Here is a 19,838-nt window from a genome sequence, read left to right as displayed (position 1 = left end):
ATTGTTCATCTTAATTCATCAACCCCATTCGTTGTGAATGGATTTGGTTCGAAAAGATTGTAAGGCATAAGCAGGACGATTGAAAAGCAAAAGGTCAATCTTATAGCGATATATTTTAACAACTCTCCTCATTCACCTAAGATGTGTTGTTATTTTCATCACTAATCAGTCTTTTATCGCCTAATGAGAGTAAGAACGTGCTCAACCGCTCAATTTTGGATGGGTGTACAAATTAATTTACAGTTCAAGTAAAGGTGTTAGATTCCAGGGGCGTAGCCTAGATCGGACAATATCGCTATTATTCGCTGCGTACCGACACTGTTCGGTTCACATACCTCTAAACACTGATCTACGGTTCGAAACTATAGGTAAATGAGTGTCCGAATGCTGGGTGTGGTTCCCCAGCATTTGCATCCTTTCTTTTTGGTGTTATCCAAACTGTCTAAATCTAAGCTAGCTTGCCCATTCTATTAATACGCTTTATCTAACGCTCCGATGATATAAGTTAATGCTGAAACGCCCATATCCGCGACCTGCTTCTCAGTCACACTCATATTTTCATACGCAATCTGCAACTCTACCTCACCTATCGATTCTTTATGAAGATAAAGCTCTTTGTAGTTCATCAACCTCTGTTGAGACTGTCGAGTCAGAGCGACAACATTTTCTTTAGTGACACGATGCTGCTCATTAAGCTCGCTAAATAATTGATCTAAAATGCGTTGCATTTTGCGAATTGAAGATTTTGTCTCGATTGATTTGTATGATTGATACTTTTCCATTGAGTTTATAACTGACTAAAATATGTACATTTTTATTAGATAGCTATTCTTATACTGATTGCAAAACAGGTAAATATGAGATGGTTAAACTGGTCCACTTCTTGCTTTATTTAGGTCAAAACTGTCCTTTCAGGAGAGCACATGCAGGTCGACCCTATTATTGAAGCACTGATTGCGAGAAGAAAAGCGAGTGGCCTCTCCCGTGAACAAATGGCAAACATCGCAGGGATGAGCGTGAAAACGTATCAACGGATAGAGCGTGGAGAATCCGACCTGAAACTTTCCCAATATCGCTCCATACTGCGCTCTCTGCATTTGACCGATCTCGACATCGCATTGGATATAAGAGACGTTCAACACGTAACAGCGGATGATCTAATTGCCGTTGCACGCTTGCTGTCTCCTGAAGCTCAGTCCCTACTTGTTCGCCTGTTATCGCTCGTTATTGAACAGCGGAACACAAAAAGCGGCTCATAACCTTATGACTGATTAAGAACAATAAAATTCCCGCTCGTCCTATAATATTCTCGAATTATGGCCTTCGTTCCCTTTTTCATTGATTCTTCTTTTCACGCTTTAAATGACATTCGCGTTGTCTGTTCTACGCCTCCCCAAAACGAATAAAACCCGCAGCTTGGCGGGTTTTAGGGCTGTATAAGAAAATACTTCGTTTAATGTGTTTGGGATTTTACTTAGTAAAAATCCTTAAACTCTGGAATCCTCGCCTTACCCCTCAGCAATAAGAAGTTCAAGAATCGGCTCGTCGACGTAGTGAGTATCTTCTCTTCTTCCACACCGTGTTTTTTCAGCAAAGCAATCGCCAAATCTAACTTGGAGATCTCTTCACAGAAGTGCGCATCAGACCCGGTACTGAAGTAAACGCCAATCTCTTTGCCCAGCTCGACAATTCGATCACAACGAGAATCACTGCCCTTACGGCTTTTGCCTGTCAAAGATGTATTGTTAACTTCAACCGCAACATTGTGCTCTTTAGCACAGCGCAGCACCTGTTCCATATCGAATGGGTAATTTGGGTTACCTAAGTGACCGAGAACATCCACTCTGCCGCTTTTAATCGCATTTATCAGAGCGGCAGTATGCTCAGCTTCGGTTGCGGGCTTGAATACGGGTTCATGGAAACTCGCAATCACCCAGTCAAGATGTTGGTCAGAAGACGATGGTAAGTCTATCTCCCCTTTCACATTCAGCGTGTTGGCTTCGACACCACGGAGAATACCTACATCGTGTAAAAAGCGGGGCAAAATTCTTTGATTATTGAAATGCCAGTAGTGAGGGGCTCCTGGCATTTCGGGAGCATGATCGGTGGTACAAAGAAGTTTTAGCCCCTTATTCTTGGCTGCCAATGCGTTCTCTAAAATGGTGCTGTAGGCATGTCCACTGGCAATAGTATGGGTGTGGCTATCAACGACGATATCCATGGTGACCTCCTAAATTGTGGACGAATTATCGAATTTCGAACGAACCGTTTTGATTGAGAAACAGCGTGAGATCCGCTGGAATTGAGTGATTTAAAACCTTATCTACATTTACGGCATCTGAGTTCAAATAAAACTCCAATGCAGCTTCTGGCTCTGTACCACCACGAGTCTTACGATTGACTAAACGCTCTTGTAGAAACTCAGGCTGTGTATCTACAAAGACGGTAAAATCGGCCAAACGATGCAGTTCATTCCACACCGGTTCATTAAGCAGTAACCAATTCCCCTCAACGACAACCACATTCCGATTTACCAAAATGGCGTCGTCGACTGGATCATGCAAATTGCGGTCGTAGTATGGCCATTTTGTATCTTTCATTTTGAGCTGTTTGAGCTTGTCGATAAGCTCCGTCAGATTAAATGTTTGATAGGACCCCTTAATACTGCGCAGAGGCACGAGCTCGCCATCTCGTTCAATCGTATTGTTGTCGAGGATCTCATTTGGATAGTGGAAACCATCAAACGGCAGCACTTGTAAAGGCTCTTGGCTTTCATCATGTTCAGAGAGATATTCCCAGAACGCAGCAAGGGTTGACTTGCCACTACCCGGAGGCGCGCACAAGAACACCACAATACGTTCCTGCTTCTCATGATAAAGACGGGTAAATTTTTCGATAAGAGGTTGATGGATTCGCTTTACGTCGGCATCAGGAAAGGTAGCTTCGGTTTCAAAACCACTGACGTTTAAATTCACTTTCATGGTGAACCCTTATTGATTGATCTCCCCTTCGATTCTTTCTATCAACATTTCACATGACAGCTTCAACACTGTTTTGATGAGAGATTCGTATCTCATTTGCGAAAAGGACTCAAACGAAGAGAACTTAAGCTGATTGATCGACTCAAGATAAAAGCTGTCTTGCTGAGAAGAGAGTACCGCTTGGTTTTTGATGAAGTCGTAAATCACGTCATCCGCAAATTCGACTTTCTCCGGTTGGCTAACCACGTACTCCAAGACCTGATCGTACAATCCGATATCGGCGTAAGTTTCCAAAGAGATTTTGCCCATCGCAAACATCAGCTTCGATACCACATCGGTCGTCACCAAAGGACCATCTTCTTTCAATAAAGGATCCACAGCATACTCCTTCACGAGATCGTCTTGGACGAACACACTCGGAAGTAATGCTTTTAACTTGAGGTTAATTATTTTGTTAGAAACCTGAAGAAACGCAGTCGCATTTTCGCACTCGTCCAGTTTCTCCAGTAATTCGTCTTCACGTGACAACGTATTATGACCTCTCCATTATGTGGCAGCGCAAAGGCTACCACACAAATTCGTTGCAACTAAACCGTTAAGCTCACGTCATAAAACTCAAGTAACGCTTTTTCTGCATGTGCGTTCCACACATAGTTATTCGCGTTCAAAATTGCGTCTAATTCGGCGAAGAACGGGTCTTGGTCTGCCAGCGATAAAAAGTCATCAATCGCGGTCAATGGCAGGTCAATATGTGGGTAAATCAACTTCTTACCGCCCGGAATATCCAACTGATTCAGAATCGTATGGGGTGCAGCTTGTAAGCCACCAACATGGGTGATCATGAAAGACGGGTTGATCTTGCCTTGTGAGGAAAGCTCAATAGATTCCACCATGTCACCCTTTGAACCACCGGACGTCCCTACAATATGGGTTGATTCGTAATGCACGTTGTAGAAGTTAAACGGCACTTTGAAATTCTTATCGGTTGGGCCTGCGAAGAAGTTTAGGCAGCCATCGTTACCCAACAGCTCATCGGCTTGTTCTAGCACTTGAGCAACAGCCGCGTAGACCATTACATCGTCGTAGCCTTTGCCACCGTTGAGTGCTTTAAGATACGCGACCGGATCGTCGATTTGAGCGGTATTCACATAGTGCAGTTCAACGCCCTGCTCTTTGGCTTTTGCAACGGGAATGAGGCTTTCAGCTCGGTCTAAACGCGCGGCGTCGATGTCCGTCACCACGATCAGTTTTGGCTTTACAGGGCCGTTGATCGCATAGTCAATCGCACCAATGCCCATTGGGCCAGCACACGCAAGTAGCGCTAATGCTCCGCCCTCTTTGATGCCCATATCGTGCTCGTACACGTATTGCGTGGTGTGGTAGCTCGCATGGTACGCACCGATAATGCAAGACATTGGCTCAGCCAGCGACGCATCAGCAAAGTAATCGCCGTGGTAAGGCAGCACGCAGCCTAGGTCGATAGCGATTTTAGGAATAATGGAATACGTCGCGTTGCCGCCAAATGTCTCATAACTGTAGCCCGCCGAGTAGCCTGTTGGCAAGCCCATGGCAGGTTGCAGAACAAAGTAATCGCCAGCTTTGAATCGGTCTTTTAGATTCTCACCGACTTCAACAATCACACCTGCGTATTCATGACCTGTCATTACTGGCACTTCGTCAATGTTTTCAGGAACGCGTTTGTGTTTGCTACCTAACAATGCTGCTTTGTAAGTGGATAGACAAATGCTGTTTGAAATGTTTTTAACCAGAAGTTCATCGGCTGAAATGCTTGGCAAATCAAAAGTTCTTAGTTGAACGTTTTTCTCACCACAGATAACCGCTGCCGTTGTTTGTACCATGATTTATCTCCTAAATGGGGCGATACCTGCCGCCCCAAACTGCATTGTTAGGCTGGTTGCTCAGTCGCGACCGCTTGTTGCTTAATCTTGTCCATCAGCTCGTCAAGCGCTGGGTCGTTGAGGAAGTTCTTGATCGTTACGACTGGTAAACCTGTCGCGTTGACTGCGCGGCTTTCTAAGCTCTCGTGCGTCACGACGATGTCGGCTTCACTCGGGACTTTCTCGATGGCAAAGTTCTTCACTTCAATCTCTATCCCAGCTTGTACTAGCTTGCGTTTGAAGGTCGAAGCGCCCATTGCACTAGAGCCCATACCTGCATCACAAGCGAATGCGACGAATGAAATTGGTTTGCTTAGTTCTTGCGTCGTAGCAGCTGCAACTGGCTTAACTGCGCCTTCCGCTTTCATCTCTTTCATGTCAGAAACTGACTTCTCAAACTCGCTTTCTTTTTCTTCTGATTTGCTCACCTTCAGAATCGCACTTGCTACCAAGAAAGAGACAATCGTTGCACTTGTCACACCTGCGATGGTCGCGATGAAGCTACCTTTCGGAGTAAGAGCAAGGTAAGAGAAGATAGAGCCTGGACTTGGACCCGCGACCAAACCGGCATCAAATAGGTTGAAGGTTGCGATGCCTGTCGCCGCACCAGCAATCATTGCCACAATCATGATTGGTTTCATGAGTACATATGGGAAGTACAGCTCATGAATGCCACCAAAGAAGTGAATGATGATGGCACTTGGCGCAGAGCGTTTAGATAAACCCTGACCAAACTTTGCGTAAGCCAGCAGCATACCAAGACCTGGGCCTGGGTTAGACGCCACCATAAAGAAAATGGACTTGCCCGTTTCTGCGGCCGCTTGCAGGCCTAGTGGGTAATAAATACCTTGGTCAATGGCGTTGTTCAGGAACAACACTTTTGCTGGTTCGTTAATGATCGCTAACAGAGGCAGGAAACCCGTCGCAACCAACGCTTCGATGCCTGATTTCACAAACAAGTTTGCTGCGGTGACTGAAGGGCCAACAATCTCGTAGGCGAACAAACACAACAACATACCGACGATACCCAACGAGAAGTTGTTGACCACCATCTCAAAACCAGAAGGGATGCGGTGTTGAATACGTTTATCCACTTGCACCACAACCCAAGCACTCAGTGGGCCCATGATCATTGCGCCAACAAACATCGGTATATCAGCCCCGACAATCACGCCCATCGTACCGATAGCCCCCGCTACCGCGCCGCGTTTTTCACCAACAATCTGACCACCGGTGTAACCAATCAAAAGTGGCAGCAAGTAGGTGATCATTGGCCCCACGAGTTCGCCAAAGGCTTCGTTTGGCATCCAGCCCGTAGGAATAAAGAGTGCAGTAATAAAGCCCCAAGCGATAAAGGCTCCGATATTTGGCAGCACCATGGCGGTCAAATGACCCCCGAAGGCTTGCACATTGGCTCGCATGTTTGCTTTCACGTTATGTTCCTTTTAGTATGCTTTTATTATGTCCAGCACTTGTTCTTTGGAAGAAGCTTGTGCCAGTTTTGCAATGTTCTCTTCATCCACAAACATCTCGCTCAACGCTTGAATCACCTCAATGTGGGTATCAGAGTCTTTCGCAGCTAAGGTAATAAGAATATTGGCAGGACCAAGGTCCGAACCAAAATCAACTGGTGAAGGGAAAATATGAATGCCTAAGCCTGTTTTTAAAACACCAGTTTCAGGTCGGGCATGAGGCATAGCCAATCCAGGGCATAACACATAGTAAGGACCGTTTTCTTCCGTTGAACGGATGATTGCATCAGCATAATGCTGGGAGACGTAACCTTTATTTTCTAGGTATTGCGTTGTCTTTTTAACCGCATCTTGCCATTGGTAAGCGCGATCATTAATTACATCTACTAGTTCGTGGTCGATTAACTCGTACAACATATTTAACCCTATCAACAGTTCGTCATCTGATGGGTTAATTATCAATAACAGAGTCCCAACCGCGCAACCGCGCTACTTTTGTGCTTCGAGTCACACTTTAAAGCCTGTCAATTTGTTTAAATGGACAGAGCTCAAAAATCCCACACGTAAAAAATCTACAAATTTTATTTGAGCAACAAGTCAATAGACGAATTTTGAATACAATCACCTTCTCGAAAATATTCTTAAAGTTACATTATTTAAATCAGATCACATTAGACCTATTGACTCGATATAATTCGTGATTAGTTTCAAAGTTCATTTCGGGCCATTTATTGATAGCTCACGCTAAAACGTAGACAAACCTCACACTTGTTGGCTAGAAAAAATAAAAACGTCACTGGCTTTCACCAACTTGCAGACACAAAAAACCGCCATTCAGGCGGTTTTGATCAGTCCGCAGACCAAACGGATCGTATGTCTGGCCATCCCCAGTTTGTGAGTGCGACATCTTCCAAGACCCCTTGAAAACGTAGCGTCTGAGTATGGTGAAACATCGGTGCAATCCAATATTCGCTAATCAATGTGGACGCAATCGGCTCTAACGCGCTCAGGTAATCTTCAAGCGGTGAAAATGCGCGGACATTTTCCATTTGAGCATCCAACCACGCCGCATTTTTCGCCCCCAAGGTGTGGTAAAGCACGGCATTGCTAAAGAAGTTGCTAAACGCAGACGCATGACGGTTATCGTCCAAGTTAATATTGGTGACAACCAGAGTCTCATCAAGCGTGCCGTTTTTGGCTTTCTCGCTCAGTTCACGGTAGGAGTACATAACGATCTCGACTCGGCTGCCCGCATGTTTTAGACGCGAAGAAATCGCTCGCGCGCACCGGCGTAGTGCCGTGTAATTGTACCCTGCGATGGTGATCAGCTTTGGCAACTTGACCGCTTCTCCAAATGGACGCAACACCGGTTTCCAGTTAGGTAATAAGTTATAAGCAGGTATGCTCCCAAATATAATGTTTTCATTACGCATCACTTCAGCTAGCTGTTCAGGTTGAATCAATTCACTGATGTATCGGCGCTGAGCCTGAGACAAAGCGTGCTTCGCGTGATAGTTAAACAGTGCGAACAAACAACCGTCTTCCGTTCGACTGCGTTTACTCGCTGGTGATACTTCACTGTTTGGCGTCGACATATAGTGGCTGCACATGTCATCAGCAGAATCAGGTTCTGGTTGCAATGTGTTTGCGGCAAGCGATGGATTTTCCATCTGTTCATCGTTGACGATCCATATCGTCACAAAATCCGTTAATACTCGACACGCGTAATAGCCATCAAACGCTTGCAGTTTCAAACGGTTTTCACTGTGCTCAACGACGGAAAATGGACCACTCCCCACCACCAACTTGTTGTTCGCAACGTTCACCTGACTCACGGGCTGAATGCCATATTTCACGCCAGAAATAAGTCCAGCAAAACCCAAGTCAGGTCGGTTAAGCTTAAAAACAACCTTCAACGGATTAAGTGCCGTAATGTTGGCAACATGCGCCAGCTCTTTTTCGTAGTATTCCAAAGAGCTTAATTTGGCGAACAAACTGACAACCGTTTCAGCATCAATTGGATTGCCATTATGAAAAGTCAGACCCGGACGAAGATAAAATGTCCATTCGTACAAGCGGTCATCATAACGCCAATGATGAGCCAACTCTGGCTGCACCTGTCCGTTGTAATCGCTCGAAACCAAACAACAATAAATTTGGCGAAGCAAAAAACGTTCACTACTTCGCTGCAGTTGATGCGGAACCACACGCTCGAACATGCGTTTGTAGGTCAGCTGAATATTGAGCCGCCCCTCTTTTACCGATGCGCCCGACGTTGTTTTGAGGAGTCGCCCAAATGCAGCTTCATCTTCATCCAGAATCGACAGCGCTTTCTCGTACTTACCAAGCTTGATTCGCTCTAGTGCAAGGCTTTCTTTTAGCGCGCTGAGTTCAACGTTTAACAACAATGTTGAACGCTGGTTCCGTCCCGGTTTTGGTCGCCAACTTAACCACGCTATCTCTTGCATCTGCGCCAGCAAACTGCGCGCATGACGAGGCGAAGTAAACAACAAATCGGCGATTTCTTGCAGCGTGGTTTTTGCTTCATTACCAACACCAAAAGAGAGCAAGCGTTGGTAATAACGAAATAAGTTGAGATCAGACACCGCACGCACCTTAACTCTAGGAGGCCATTCAATAGGCGTATTTTACTGAACTTGGCGGCAATAAAATAAGAAAACTTCCAAACACTTTGTTCCCCTTTTACTAACATTTCGTGCCTATATTGTAGGAAAACCCCACCAATTCGGTTTTATCAGGAATAAAGCGAAGAAATCTACTCTCTTTTTCGCCTCCCCTTTTTTCACCATACTAATTTAGCGAGCAGGAAATATAGAGAATTGCTCATGACCTAACCCCCAAGCAGAACTTAGCTCCTGATACCACACCCCCTATTCGTCGTATCTTTAAGTTCTGCTTTTTTACTGCCAGCAGTTGCGCCTTAGAAAAAGCACACGTACACTTAATCGTAATTCGACGATTAACTATAAAGGTCTGCTCATGAGCAACAAATGCAGCAAAACATGCGAAATTGCTTTTGAAGCCACACAAAAACAACTGGATAAAGAGCAAGCACTCGCCGCTCAAGCGAAAGCGCTGTCTCATCCTGCTCGCTTACGCATTCTGCATATTCTTCACACTTTAGACACCATGGGCGGCTGCTTAAATAGCGATTTAGTCTCTGAGTTAGGTTTAGCGCAATCGACCGTATCAGAACACTTACGTATTCTAAAACAGGCAGGGTTTATCAGTGCAGAGCCTAACCCGCCAAAGGTTTGTTACCGTATTCAACGTGAAAAACTGAACGCGTTTAACGCTCAATTTTCCGGTTTATTTAGCTAAGACACGTTGCGCGCTTTCCATGCGCGCAAAGATAAACTATAACCTTATATATCGCCTTTCGACGATAAACGAATAGAGACCACTATGACGACTGAAGTTTTAAATAGTGCCAGCGAAAAAATGAGCTTTCTTGACCGCTACTTAACGGTCTGGATCTTTGTCGCAATGGCCATCGGCGTGGGGATAGGCGCAGCCTACCCGCAAGTAGCAGAATGGAACGAAGCAATGTCAGTTGGTAGTACGAACGTACCACTCGCCATTGGTTTGATTTTGATGATGTACCCACCACTCGCCAAGGTGAACTACGGTCTATTGGGAACGGTAACGAGAGATAAAAAAGCCATCACGCTGTCTCTCGTTATGAACTGGATCATCGGCCCAATCCTCATGTTCGTTCTTGCTTTAACCTTTCTTGGTGATCATCCAGGTTACATGGTCGGTATTATTTTGATTGGCCTTGCACGCTGCATCGCTATGGTTTTAGTGTGGAATGATATTGGCGGCGGCAACAAAGAATATGGCGCGGCCTTGGTGGCATTAAATAGCGCATTTCAAATTCTAACTTACAGCATTATGGCTTGGCTATTCATCACCGTACTTCCACCGCTCTTTGGCTATGAAGGTTTTGTGGTTGATATTTCCATGGGAGACATTGCGGAAAGCGTATTGATTTACTTAGGTATTCCGTTCCTCGCTGGTTTTCTCAGTCGTAAATGGTTAGTCGCTGCAAAGGGTGAGAAGTGGTACAACGATGTGTTTATTCCTCGAATTTCACCCATTACTTTGATCGCTTTGCTCGCCACCATCGTGCTGATGTTCAGCCTCAAAGGAGAGATGATTTTACAGCTACCAATGGATGTGTTCCGCGTGGCAGTCCCACTAGCGATCTACTTCGTATTGATGTTTTTTACCAGCTTCTTTATCGGGAAGAGAATGGGCATCCCCTACGATAAAAATGCCTCCATCGCTTTTACGGCGACGGGCAACAACTTCGAGCTGGCGATCGCGGTTTCCATTGCTGTATTTGGCCTGAACTCCGATCAAGCATTCGCTGGCGTGATTGGTCCGCTAATCGAGGTTCCCGTTCTGATTGCTTTGGTTAACGTCGCACTGAGGATGAAAACCAAATACCAGAGCTAAAATTGGAAACATAAAGATCGAGCCAAACAGCAATATTAAGTACTAACTGACGACAGTTTTTATGTACTCACTGGGCGTTAAACCAAACTTGCCTTTAAATCGTTGGCTAAAACGGCCTTCCGATTGATAGCCACACAACTGCGCGAGTAACGCAACGTTGTATGAACCATTTTGCATCAGGTAGAGTGCGTGATTTAAGCGCACTTCTGCCAGCACCTCCCGATACTGAGTGCCCTCTTGCTTGAGTTTGCGTATCAACGTTGCTCGGCTCATAGCAAAGCGCTCAGCAACAAATTCCAAAGGGTGGTCATCGCCCGGAGAGCGTGACAGATAGCGGCTGAGTTTCTGACTGAACGAGGTATTGGAACTCGAGAAAAGCCGATGCAATAGTCCTCGTTCTGCTAACTGCTGATACAACCCCATCATCCAATAACGTTGCGTCGCTTCACTTAAACTTTCCCGTTCAAAAGAAAACAAGGCATTTAATGTCGCTTGCAGTGCTTTGTCTGTCTCCACCGCTGGGACATAATTTCCCAATGCATTACTCATACTCAGCTCTAACATTTCATCGCTAGGTACACAGTGAAAACTGAACATTCGTGAGAGAAAACGCCCTTGTTGAGGAAGGTTTTCAAAATTCAGCGAAGCGTTTGCTTCACAAAGCATGATGTTAGGATGAAGAATATCAAACGCTTCGTCTTTCCAAAACAGACGCTTACTCCCTTTAATGATCTGGATAATACTCGGGGAGTGAATCCTGACGTTACGCAGCTTTTGCTGCTGCTCCGCACGAAACAGCGTCACTTGATATTGATGCCCCATCTTCTCCCCTTAAGTATTTAATTATCGTGTGTAAGTCGCGGTTAACTTCGCTTTGTCCAATGCGACACTATTCAACGTAAATCCTACAACCGCCGCTGGCGTGTTCTCATCCAACTTCAACTTATCACTCGGCAGCGCCCAAACGGTAAACTGGTAGCGGTGCATACCATCTTTTTCTGGCGGACATGCGCCGCCAAAACCAGTAGTACCGTAATCGATACGAGACTCCTTACCGCCGAGCTTACTGATATCAACGCCACGAGGCAGCTCGTTAACTGAGGCGGGAATATCAAACGCTATCCAATGCCAAAAACCACTGCCTGTTGGTGCATCAGGATCGTACGCGGTAATCGCAAAACTTTTTGTACCCTTTGGAACGTCTTTCCACATCAGTTGTGGAGACTGGTTCGCACCATCACATCCCCAACCTGAATATTCAAATGTCTTCGCCATTGGATGACCTTCTTGAATATCTTTGCTCGTTAGTTCAAAAGCATGGGCAGAGCCGATAACCAAAACGCTAAGGGCCAAAACAGACTTGTGAATCGCTTTCATGTGTTTCTTCCTTTCAATGAGTTCAATTCAAGTCTATTCATCAACCCAAGCCAGGGCACACCAATAAGTATCATGAAACATAAAATCATCTTCTATTTTGAAACTTTAAGATTCTAACATAAATTTCTTATTTTCTGAGTTGCATCTGGTTTATGCTAACTAACCGCTCATAGAACAAGGAAGACAAAATGGAACTGGATATCTTCGTCATTGACGCATTTACAGACACGCAATTTAAAGGCAACTCAGCCGCAGTTGTACCCTTGCAAGAGTGGTTAGAACCAGATCTAATGCAAAACATTGCAGCGGAAAACAACCTCTCTGAAACCGCGTTTGTTAAAGCGATTGGTACGAATCAATATGAAGTACGCTGGTTTTCGCCACTCACAGAAATCGACTTTTGTGGACACGCAACGCTTGCTGCTTCCATGGTGTTGTTCGACCAACTCGGCGTTACAGGAAGTATTGAGTTTCATACATTAAAAGTGGGCACCTTAACCGTAATTAAGAACGCACTTGGCAAGATTGAAATGACATTTCCGACAAGAATGCCACAGCCCGTCAACGCCATTCCTACGCAATTAATTGAGGGATTAAACTGCGAAGTCACACACGTACTGCTTAGCCCACAAGCTTACTTCGTTATCGTGGAAGATGAACAAACCGTTTTTGATGTTCAATATCGATCCGACCAACTGAAACAACTCGCCCCTTACGATGTAGTCGTCACATCAAAAGGCAGTCAATACGACTTTGTATCTCGCTACTTTTGGCCAGCGAACGGCGGAGATGAAGACCCTGTCACAGGATCAATCCACGCAGGCTTAGCACCATATTGGGCGCAAGAGCTCGGCAAAGCATCTTTAGTGGCGTATCAAGCATCAGCGCGTGGTGGCGTTCTGTACTGCGAAGTCAAGGAGGATTGCGTCAATGTATCTGGTGATGGTGTGTTGTATATGAAAGGCAAAATTTACGTCTAACTGTACGTTGAAGATTGGCGTTAACTGTTTTTATCCTGAAAGCCTAGCCGCCCGCTAGGCTTTTCTATTTCCTGTTGTTTCAGCGTTAATCGTTACAAAGGTTGTTCGACAATACACACTGGAGAGCCTATCTCACAGTCATAACCCGTTGCAGTAATTTCCCCTGTTTGAGGATTGCGACGAAAGCTCACCACATTGTTGGAATGTTGATTGGCAACCAACAACCACTTTTGATCACAAGACAACACAAAATCTCGTGGAAAAACCCCTTCACAGTGAATGGCTGCTCGCCTCTTCGGCGTATCGCCAGACACATCAAACACACTGATTTTGTTCTGAGCTCGGCAAGAGACATACAAAAACGTTTCATCTTGCGACAGACGAATCGCCGCCGCCGCTTGCTGATTCTCTTCCCCTTCTAACAATTCTGTTTGATTCGAGATAAGCCATTTATCTTGGTGCTTAACCAGAACAATCAAGGTTTCTGACAGTTCGCAAACCACATACGCTGTCGACTCTTGTTGGTTAAACACCAGATGGCGCGGTCCCGAACCTGCGGGCAAATGAATCACTTGCGACAGTGAAAAATCCGGCGGCTGGGCATCGTAATCATAAATAAGGACGCTATCGCTGCCTAAGTCTACGACAACCAATTGATGACTGTGCTTTAAAAACGTGACTTGATGAGCGTGAGGAGAAGTTTGGCGCTCTAAATTCGGCCCGCATCCATCAACGTATAAATCCGCCAATAAACCAAGCGGTTTACCATCGCGCTCCAATTGAAATACGCTAACATTTCCAGAGCCATAATTAGCAACCGCCAAAAACGGTTCTTTGATATCCAAATGACACGGATAATCGCCATTAATCGGCAAAGAGACGGATTCACTACCGCGAAAAAACGCGAGCTCTGCACCTTCATTTCTATCTATTTCGCTAAACGTATACAGCCCGTGTTCGGTAGTCGTGAGATAGGACGGATTACGTTGAACTACAACATCGTCAAGCCGAGTCAGTTCACCCGTTTCAGTGTTCAGCGATAGACGCGCAATGCCCGTGCTCGGTGGGTTGGTGTAAGTGCCAATATAAAAATGCACGTGACCAGTTGTTGTCATGGATGGCCTTATATGAGTGATTCGTATTATTCAACACCTTGCCTATTGTCATGGCAGACCGCAATCCATTTTACGACTCAGCCACTTAAAATGTGAAGCAATTGCTCATTTAAAACCGCAACGACATCGCCGTTTGCAGTTAAAGTGGTTTAGCGTTTTAAACAGTATGTCAGCCTTGAGTATGAAAGCCTCGACTTACGGTTACTTTCAAGTGTTATATTAAAGACGAAGAATGTATTTTATGTTCAAGATCTAAGTTTCATTAGCAAACGCTATAATAAGAAACAAAAATCGGGATAAAATAAATAATAATCATGTAACAGTTAATTTTCCTATAAACACTAAATTGAAACACATTATTAATTTCCATTTATTTATAAAATTATAATTAATTTTATAAATAACAAGGATTTATTTTAATTATGAACATTTAGATTACGACTTAATTTTATTCACGATAAATTTATTTGAGACATTAATCACACTATATTTCAAATCTCAGTAATAGACTCCGAGCCTTTCAAAACCCCATTATCAGTGAGTCTATGAAACTTTCTAATTTAAGTATCAAGTATAAAATCAGTGCGATGATTTTGATCATTTCGTTATCTGTTATCGCTCTCTCCGTTTTCTTTACATCTGAAATCAAGATGATAGAAGGAAAGCTTACCGTATTTTCTGAAACCACCGTACCTAGCGTATTGCTCGTAAAAAATACCGAAATTGAACTCGGAATTTTAAGAAAGGATGAATTCTCTTTATTAACCAATGTGAATCACCCTCAATTCATGGAATGGGTAGCCGGATTAGAAAAATCTGAACAGAAAATTGATAAATATCTAGACCAATATGAGAAAGGACTGTGGGATCAACGCGACCGAGACGCTTTCAATAAAGTAAAAAGTGCTTGGGTTAAATACAGTGCGTTTAACAATGAATACGCGAAGTTGCTATTGAATAATAAAATCGACGAAGCAAATGAAACATTGTTAAACGGATTTTCTACATTCACACAATTATCCGATGCGATTCGTGATTTAGTGGAACTAAACCAAACCTACGTACAAGAAGATATTGCTAGCGCTCATGAAGCAGTGCGCAGCGCAATCACCTACAGCATTATTGCTATCGTCGCGCTATTGGCACTGAGTTTTACGCTAGGCCTATTACTAACCAAACAGATCTGCACACCACTAAATTACGTGGTAAACATGGCGTCGAAAATCGCGTCGGGCGACCTAACTTACCAGCTTCCACGTAACAAAATTGGTCATGATGAGCTTGGCACCTTGGCAGATGCCTGCGTTGATATGCAAGCGAAGTTGCTTACTTTGGTCGACAGTATCTCGTCAACCACAGCTCAAGTAGGCACCGCCATTGAAGAAGTGAGCACGATTTCCGAACAGACTTCAACCGGCATGGATGAACAACAAGTTCAGCTAAACCTTATCGCAACAGCAATGAACGAGATGCAAGCGACAGTAAATGAAGTCGCCAACAACACCGAAGCGGCGTCAGAAACTGCAAACAGTGCTTCTCACGATGCGAAAGAAGGCCACGGTGTCGTTCAAGAATGTATTAACCAAATCCACGAAGCGTCATTGGCGATTCAATCAGTTGGCAACATGGTGACAGAACTGGAACAAGATGCGTCTAACATCAGTGTTGTGGTTGACGTTATCCAAGACATCGCGGAACAAACCAACTTGCTTGCGCTTAACGCTGCCATTGAAGCTGCGCGCGCTGGTGAACAAGGCCGTGGTTTTGCCGTCGTAGCGGATGAAGTGAGAACGCTAGCAAGCCGAACTCAAGCTTCAACCGAAGAGATCATCACGATCATCTCTAAACTGCAAAATTGTTCGAAGAGTGCCGTTTCAGCAACAAATAACAGCAGCGATTTGATTCAAGAGTGCGTTGAGCAAGCACAAAAAGCCGGTGCAACCATCGACCAAATCGAAAAAGGCGCAGATAACATTGCTGAAATGAGCATTCAAATTGCGAGTGCTTGCAGCGAGCAAAGCTCGGTAACAGAAGAGCTGCATCGTAACGTGGAACACATCAACCAGTTCTCTAGCGAAGTGGCGACAGGTTCACGCCAAACAGCAATTGCATGTCGCGATTTAAGTGAGCTGGCGGTAGGTCTACAAGAGATCGTCGGTCAATTCAAAACTGCATAGTCACTCACGTCATTCTTATCTATTCAAGCCCAGCGCTCATCGCTGGGCTTTTTTAATGTCATTTGCCGATAAAAACCGGAGCTTGGTCAAGGTTCTTTAAATTGAGGCCTTCATAGCCCTCTTCCAACGCTAAGCCTCTCTATTTAAAAAGAATCGCTTGTAGATAAAATGCTAAGCTCTAAAAAGAAATCGTTATGGATGACGGCTAGCGACGGGTTGGCGGGCTCAATCAACACGCTCCCGTTCGCAAGTTATCTATTCATGCATTACTTCTCCAAAGGAAGCACCGCACTATGAAGCGAATCATTTTTGGCACATTGGTTATTGCCCTTTTAAGCGCCTGTTCAAAAGATAACACGCACCAAGCGCTTGGCACCCTGGAGCGTGACCGCGTAACGTTTACTGCCACATCTAATGAGATAATTAGAGCCCTTCCAGTCAAAGAAGGCAGCTTGGTCAGTGAAGGGGAAGTGTTGGTTCAGCTCGATACTAAGAATCAACAAGCAGTTCTTGCACACGCCGTTGCCGAGCAAGCCAAAGCGGGAGCGTATTTGCTTAAATTGACCAATGGTGAACGCCCAGAAGACATTGCTGCTGCATCGGCTCGCGTAGCCCGAGCGGAAGCGCAGCTCACCGAAGCGCAGAAAAACTATCAACGCAAAGCAGAACTGGTGCGTAAAAAGCTCATCAGTCAATCCGAAAAAGATTCCGCTCTTGCGGCAAGGGACTCGGCGAGAGCCGAATTAGACTCAGCAAAAGAAGAGTTCAGTAAGCTCACCGCAGGTTCTCGCCTCGAAGACATCGAACAAGCTAAAGCCGCTTTAATGGCGGCAAAAGCCGAAGTAGCGTTGCAAGAGCAAAAACTGGCAGAACTCACCATCACGGCTACGCGTGACGGTACGCTCGATAATTTGCCTTACAATCTTGGCGAACGCGTACCAGTGAACGGTGTGGTTGCCGTGATTCAAGCCAACCGCGTGCCGTATGCGCGAGTGTATGTTCCTGCCGATTATCGAATCGGGTTTATTCCTGGGAAAACCGTGACGGTGAATGTCGATGGTCTTGAGAGTCCATTACAAGGCACCGTTCGTTGGGTGGCTAGTGAGCCTTCATTCACGCCCTACTTCGCACTAACCGAAGAAGAACGTTCACGATTGATGTATCTAGCAGAAGTTGATTTACCTGAGTCTGCAAAAACGTTGCCGTCAGGTGTGCCTGCCCAAGTAGATTTGGTGGAGTAAGCCAATGACCGAGTATGCAATTCAAGCTCAAAATGTGGTCAAAAAGTTCGGCGACTTTACTGCTATCAATAACATCACTCTCAACGTGCCCAAAGGCAGCATTTACGGATTTTTGGGGCCAAATGGTTGCGGTAAGTCGACCACCATTCGTGTGCTCACCGGCCTTCTCAGCCCAAGCGAAGGCAGTGTGGATGTGCTTGGGTTAGACATCCCAAAACAATCCGAACAACTGCGGCTCAAAATTGGCTACATGACACAAAAGTTCTCGTTGTACGACGACCTATCCGTTCAAGAGAACCTTGAATTTATTGGGCAAATTTTTGGTTTAAGCAGCAAGTCGCTGAAAGAGCGGATAGAAGAGCAGCTCACCACTTACGGGTTGGATCAATTGCGCAAACAGCGCGTAAGCGGCATGAGTGGCGGTCAAAAGCAGCGCCTTTCACTCGCCGCGGCGACCATGCACAAACCCGAACTGCTATTTTTGGATGAGCCAACATCCGCTGTTGACCCCGAAAATCGACGCGATTTTTGGGAGCAGTTGTTCGACTTGTGCGATCAAGGTACGACGATTTTGGTCACCACGCATTACATGGACGAAGCAGAGCGCTGCCACCGTCTGGCAATCATGGAATCAGGCGAAATTCGTGCCGATGGTGAACCCGAACGGTTAATGGAACAAATGGGCGTTAATATCATTGAGGTGAAAGCCGACAAACTTCGTGAACTTAAAGAAAAGCTGATTCAACGTGACGAAGTTCGCTCTGCGGCGCAGTTGGGGATTCGTTTACGCATCCTTATCCACCAGCATGTCGAGCAGCCGATTGAATGGTTAAAGCAGACGTTTCCTGAACTTCAAAACGCTGAAATGAATCACGCTCGCCCAAGCTTAGAAGATGTTTTTGTCAGCGTGACAGGGAAAGGCCGCCAATGATGAAACCTATCGCTCGCATGAAAGCCGTCATGATCAAAGAGATTCGCCAACTTTCCCGTGACCGAATCACATTTGGCATGGTGGTGATGATCCCGCTTATCCAGCTTTTGCTGTTCGGCTTCGCAATCAATACGGACATTCGCAACATTCCGGTAGGTGTTGTTGACCAAAGTGGCAGTACCGCCGGGCGGATCATTACTCAGTCCGTCAAAGTCACTCAAGTGGTGGATATCAAAGAAACCTATGCCACCGCGCAAGAGGCTGAACAAGCGATTCAAGATGGTATTGTGCGCGCAGTGCTGATTTTGCCAAGCGATCTCACACAACGCATGATGCAAGGTCGAGAGCTTGGGCAATGGATTGTGGATGGGTCAGATACCATGATCAGCTCGGCAATATTGTCGTTGCAAACCATGCCATTGACCGATTTTGATTTCGAGATTCGCCCAGCGCCAAGCAAAACATTCGAAGTCGCACTCTACTACAACCCAAGTCGGCGTTCTGCCGTCAACATCGTACCCGGCTTACTCGGTGTGATTCTCACCATGACGATGATTTTGTTCACCAGTGCCGCGATTGTACGAGAACGTGAACGAGGAAATTTGGAGCTATTGATCACCACGCCCATCCATTCGATAGAGCTAATGGTGGCGAAAATCGTGCCGTATATCTTTGTCGGCTTAATTCAGGTTTTTATCATTCTAGGGTTGGGACATTGGATTTTCGGCGTGCCGATTAACGGTGCAATCAGCCAAATTCTGTTTGGAACCTTGTTGTTTATCGCCGCCAGCTTAACTTTAGGATTGGTCATATCCACCATCGCTACAACACAGCTTCAAGCGATGCAAATGACGGTGTTCATTCTTCTGCCTTCGATTCTGCTGTCTGGATTTATGTTCCCTTACGAGGGCATGCCAGTCGCAGCACAGTGGATTTCAGAAGCCCTGCCCGCCACTCACTTTATGCGCATGATTCGAGGCATTGTGTTGCGAGGGGCGGATCTGATGGACTTATGGCGAGATACCCTTTGGTTGCTCGGGTTTACCGTATTTGGATTGGTCGTCGCGTCACTGAGGTTTAAGAAATCACTCGATTAAACTTGCCAATTTTTTCTCTTCTGCAGAAACAAAAATAGCCTCGACAATGAGGCTATTTTTGTTTGGATATTCAAATTTAGTTTTACC

19 protein-coding genes are annotated in these 19,838 nt (G+C 45.3%); 8 read left to right on the top strand and 11 right to left on the bottom strand.

What is annotated here, in order from left to right:
• Positions 1–470 precede the first annotated feature (470 nt).
• Entirely contained in the window at positions 471–782 is a 312-nt protein-coding gene (locus OO778_RS22945) for a hypothetical protein (protein WP_006742087.1), read from the bottom strand.
• Positions 783–923: 141 nt separating this feature from the next.
• On the opposite strand from OO778_RS22945, the gene OO778_RS22940 reads away from it, so the two are divergent.
• Positions 924–1,259 carry a helix-turn-helix transcriptional regulator gene (locus OO778_RS22940; RefSeq protein WP_104972794.1) on the top strand — a complete coding sequence of 112 codons (336 nt, stop codon included), beginning with the start codon at positions 924–926 and terminating at the stop codon, positions 1,257–1,259.
• A gap of 215 nt (positions 1,260–1,474) precedes the next feature.
• Here OO778_RS22940 and OO778_RS22935 read toward each other — a convergent pair whose 3' ends face one another.
• From OO778_RS22935 to OO778_RS22905, 7 genes are all read right to left on the bottom strand, one after another.
• On the bottom strand, positions 1,475–2,221 hold the full coding sequence (locus tag OO778_RS22935; protein ID WP_264911836.1) for a phosphatase: 747 nt from the start codon (positions 2,219–2,221) through the stop codon (positions 1,475–1,477).
• A 25-nt stretch (positions 2,222–2,246) separates the two neighbouring features.
• A complete protein-coding gene (locus OO778_RS22930; protein WP_074189904.1) occupies positions 2,247–2,981 on the bottom strand; it encodes a nucleoside/nucleotide kinase family protein in 735 nt (244 codons plus the stop codon).
• A gap of 9 nt (positions 2,982–2,990) precedes the next feature.
• Positions 2,991–3,509: an MltR family transcriptional regulator gene (locus OO778_RS22925; protein ID WP_005435522.1), complete on the bottom strand. Its 519-nt coding sequence runs from the start codon at positions 3,507–3,509 to the stop codon at positions 2,991–2,993.
• 59 nt (positions 3,510–3,568) lie between these two features.
• Entirely contained in the window at positions 3,569–4,840 is a 1,272-nt protein-coding gene (locus OO778_RS22920) for a zinc-binding dehydrogenase (protein ID WP_047008391.1), read from the bottom strand.
• Positions 4,841–4,887: 47 nt separating this feature from the next.
• Complete coding sequence (locus OO778_RS22915) at positions 4,888–6,312, bottom strand: PTS mannitol transporter subunit IICB (protein WP_081442488.1); 1,425 nt, start codon at positions 6,310–6,312, stop codon at positions 4,888–4,890.
• A gap of 12 nt (positions 6,313–6,324) precedes the next feature.
• Positions 6,325–6,768, bottom strand: a complete 444-nt coding sequence (locus OO778_RS22910; protein WP_005391226.1) for a PTS sugar transporter subunit IIA — start codon at positions 6,766–6,768, stop codon at positions 6,325–6,327.
• A 431-nt stretch (positions 6,769–7,199) separates the two neighbouring features.
• Positions 7,200–8,957: an SgrR family transcriptional regulator gene (locus tag OO778_RS22905; protein WP_047008392.1), complete on the bottom strand. Its 1,758-nt coding sequence runs from the start codon at positions 8,955–8,957 to the stop codon at positions 7,200–7,202.
• A gap of 394 nt (positions 8,958–9,351) precedes the next feature.
• Between OO778_RS22905 and OO778_RS22900 the strand changes: the two genes are divergently transcribed.
• Both OO778_RS22900 and arsB read left to right on the top strand, forming a co-directional pair.
• Positions 9,352–9,693: a winged helix-turn-helix domain-containing protein gene (locus OO778_RS22900; protein ID WP_047008393.1), complete on the top strand. Its 342-nt coding sequence runs from the start codon at positions 9,352–9,354 to the stop codon at positions 9,691–9,693.
• 84 nt (positions 9,694–9,777) lie between these two features.
• Complete coding sequence (arsB, locus tag OO778_RS22895; RefSeq protein WP_264911833.1) at positions 9,778–10,833, top strand: ACR3 family arsenite efflux transporter; 1,056 nt, start codon at positions 9,778–9,780, stop codon at positions 10,831–10,833.
• A gap of 42 nt (positions 10,834–10,875) precedes the next feature.
• On the opposite strand, the gene OO778_RS22890 is transcribed toward arsB, so the two are convergent.
• Together OO778_RS22890 and OO778_RS22885 are read right to left on the bottom strand one after the other, a co-directional pair.
• Complete coding sequence (locus OO778_RS22890) at positions 10,876–11,655, bottom strand: AraC family transcriptional regulator (protein WP_046873725.1); 780 nt, start codon at positions 11,653–11,655, stop codon at positions 10,876–10,878.
• Positions 11,656–11,676: 21 nt separating this feature from the next.
• Positions 11,677–12,210: a YbhB/YbcL family Raf kinase inhibitor-like protein gene (locus tag OO778_RS22885; protein ID WP_047008395.1), complete on the bottom strand. Its 534-nt coding sequence runs from the start codon at positions 12,208–12,210 to the stop codon at positions 11,677–11,679.
• A gap of 188 nt (positions 12,211–12,398) precedes the next feature.
• On the opposite strand from OO778_RS22885, the gene OO778_RS22880 reads away from it, so the two are divergent.
• On the top strand, positions 12,399–13,190 hold the full coding sequence (locus OO778_RS22880) for a PhzF family phenazine biosynthesis protein (RefSeq protein WP_047008396.1): 792 nt from the start codon (positions 12,399–12,401) through the stop codon (positions 13,188–13,190).
• A gap of 92 nt (positions 13,191–13,282) precedes the next feature.
• Here the strand turns inward: OO778_RS22880 and OO778_RS22875 are convergent, their stop codons facing one another.
• Positions 13,283–14,305 carry a lactonase family protein gene (locus tag OO778_RS22875; RefSeq protein ID WP_047008397.1) on the bottom strand — a complete coding sequence of 341 codons (1,023 nt, stop codon included), beginning with the start codon at positions 14,303–14,305 and terminating at the stop codon, positions 13,283–13,285.
• A 545-nt stretch (positions 14,306–14,850) separates the two neighbouring features.
• Between OO778_RS22875 and OO778_RS22870 the strand changes: the two genes are divergently transcribed.
• From OO778_RS22870 to OO778_RS22855, 4 genes are all read left to right on the top strand, one after another.
• Positions 14,851–16,482, top strand: coding sequence for a methyl-accepting chemotaxis protein (locus OO778_RS22870; RefSeq protein ID WP_047008398.1), 1,632 nt, complete (start codon positions 14,851–14,853; stop codon positions 16,480–16,482).
• 293 nt (positions 16,483–16,775) lie between these two features.
• Entirely contained in the window at positions 16,776–17,723 is a 948-nt protein-coding gene (locus tag OO778_RS22865) for an HlyD family efflux transporter periplasmic adaptor subunit (RefSeq protein WP_025442935.1), read from the top strand.
• Between the two features lie 4 nt (positions 17,724–17,727).
• Positions 17,728–18,654, top strand: coding sequence for an ABC transporter ATP-binding protein (locus OO778_RS22860; RefSeq protein WP_047008399.1), 927 nt, complete (start codon positions 17,728–17,730; stop codon positions 18,652–18,654).
• Complete coding sequence (locus tag OO778_RS22855; RefSeq protein ID WP_005498311.1) at positions 18,654–19,751, top strand: ABC transporter permease; 1,098 nt, start codon at positions 18,654–18,656, stop codon at positions 19,749–19,751. The genes OO778_RS22860 and OO778_RS22855 overlap by 1 nt, the downstream gene beginning before the upstream one ends.
• Positions 19,752–19,838: the final 87 nt, after the last annotated feature.

This window comes from Vibrio sp. STUT-A16, assembly GCF_026000495.1.
GTDB classification, from domain to species: domain Bacteria; phylum Pseudomonadota; class Gammaproteobacteria; order Enterobacterales; family Vibrionaceae; genus Vibrio; species Vibrio diabolicus.
Note: the sequence above shows the minus strand (reverse complement) of the source record. Positions and strands in the feature narration are given on the sequence as shown.

Bases quoted from the DNA above. Each gene is read 5' to 3' on its own strand.
- OO778_RS22865 (WP_025442935.1), top strand. From the start codon at position 16,776: ATGAAGCGAATCATTTTTGGCACATTGGTTATTGCCCTTTTAAGCGCC.
- OO778_RS22940 (WP_104972794.1), top strand. From the start codon at position 924: ATGCAGGTCGACCCTATTATTGAAGCACTGATTGCGAGAAGAAAAGCG.
- OO778_RS22855 (WP_005498311.1), top strand. From the start codon at position 18,654: ATGAAACCTATCGCTCGCATGAAAGCCGTCATGATCAAAGAGATTCGC.
- OO778_RS22860 (WP_047008399.1), top strand. From the start codon at position 17,728: ATGACCGAGTATGCAATTCAAGCTCAAAATGTGGTCAAAAAGTTCGGC.
- OO778_RS22900 (WP_047008393.1), top strand. From the start codon at position 9,352: ATGAGCAACAAATGCAGCAAAACATGCGAAATTGCTTTTGAAGCCACA.
- OO778_RS22930 (WP_074189904.1), bottom strand. From the start codon at position 2,981: ATGAAAGTGAATTTAAACGTCAGTGGTTTTGAAACCGAAGCTACCTTT.
- OO778_RS22870 (WP_047008398.1), top strand. From the start codon at position 14,851: ATGAAACTTTCTAATTTAAGTATCAAGTATAAAATCAGTGCGATGATT.
- OO778_RS22920 (WP_047008391.1), bottom strand. From the start codon at position 4,840: ATGGTACAAACAACGGCAGCGGTTATCTGTGGTGAGAAAAACGTTCAA.
- OO778_RS22935 (WP_264911836.1), bottom strand. From the start codon at position 2,221: ATGGATATCGTCGTTGATAGCCACACCCATACTATTGCCAGTGGACAT.
- OO778_RS22890 (WP_046873725.1), bottom strand. From the start codon at position 11,655: ATGGGGCATCAATATCAAGTGACGCTGTTTCGTGCGGAGCAGCAGCAA.
- OO778_RS22910 (WP_005391226.1), bottom strand. From the start codon at position 6,768: ATGTTGTACGAGTTAATCGACCACGAACTAGTAGATGTAATTAATGAT.
- arsB (WP_264911833.1), top strand. From the start codon at position 9,778: ATGACGACTGAAGTTTTAAATAGTGCCAGCGAAAAAATGAGCTTTCTT.
- OO778_RS22885 (WP_047008395.1), bottom strand. From the start codon at position 12,210: ATGAAAGCGATTCACAAGTCTGTTTTGGCCCTTAGCGTTTTGGTTATC.
- OO778_RS22945 (WP_006742087.1), bottom strand. From the start codon at position 782: ATGGAAAAGTATCAATCATACAAATCAATCGAGACAAAATCTTCAATT.
- OO778_RS22875 (WP_047008397.1), bottom strand. From the start codon at position 14,305: ATGACAACAACTGGTCACGTGCATTTTTATATTGGCACTTACACCAAC.
- OO778_RS22880 (WP_047008396.1), top strand. From the start codon at position 12,399: ATGGAACTGGATATCTTCGTCATTGACGCATTTACAGACACGCAATTT.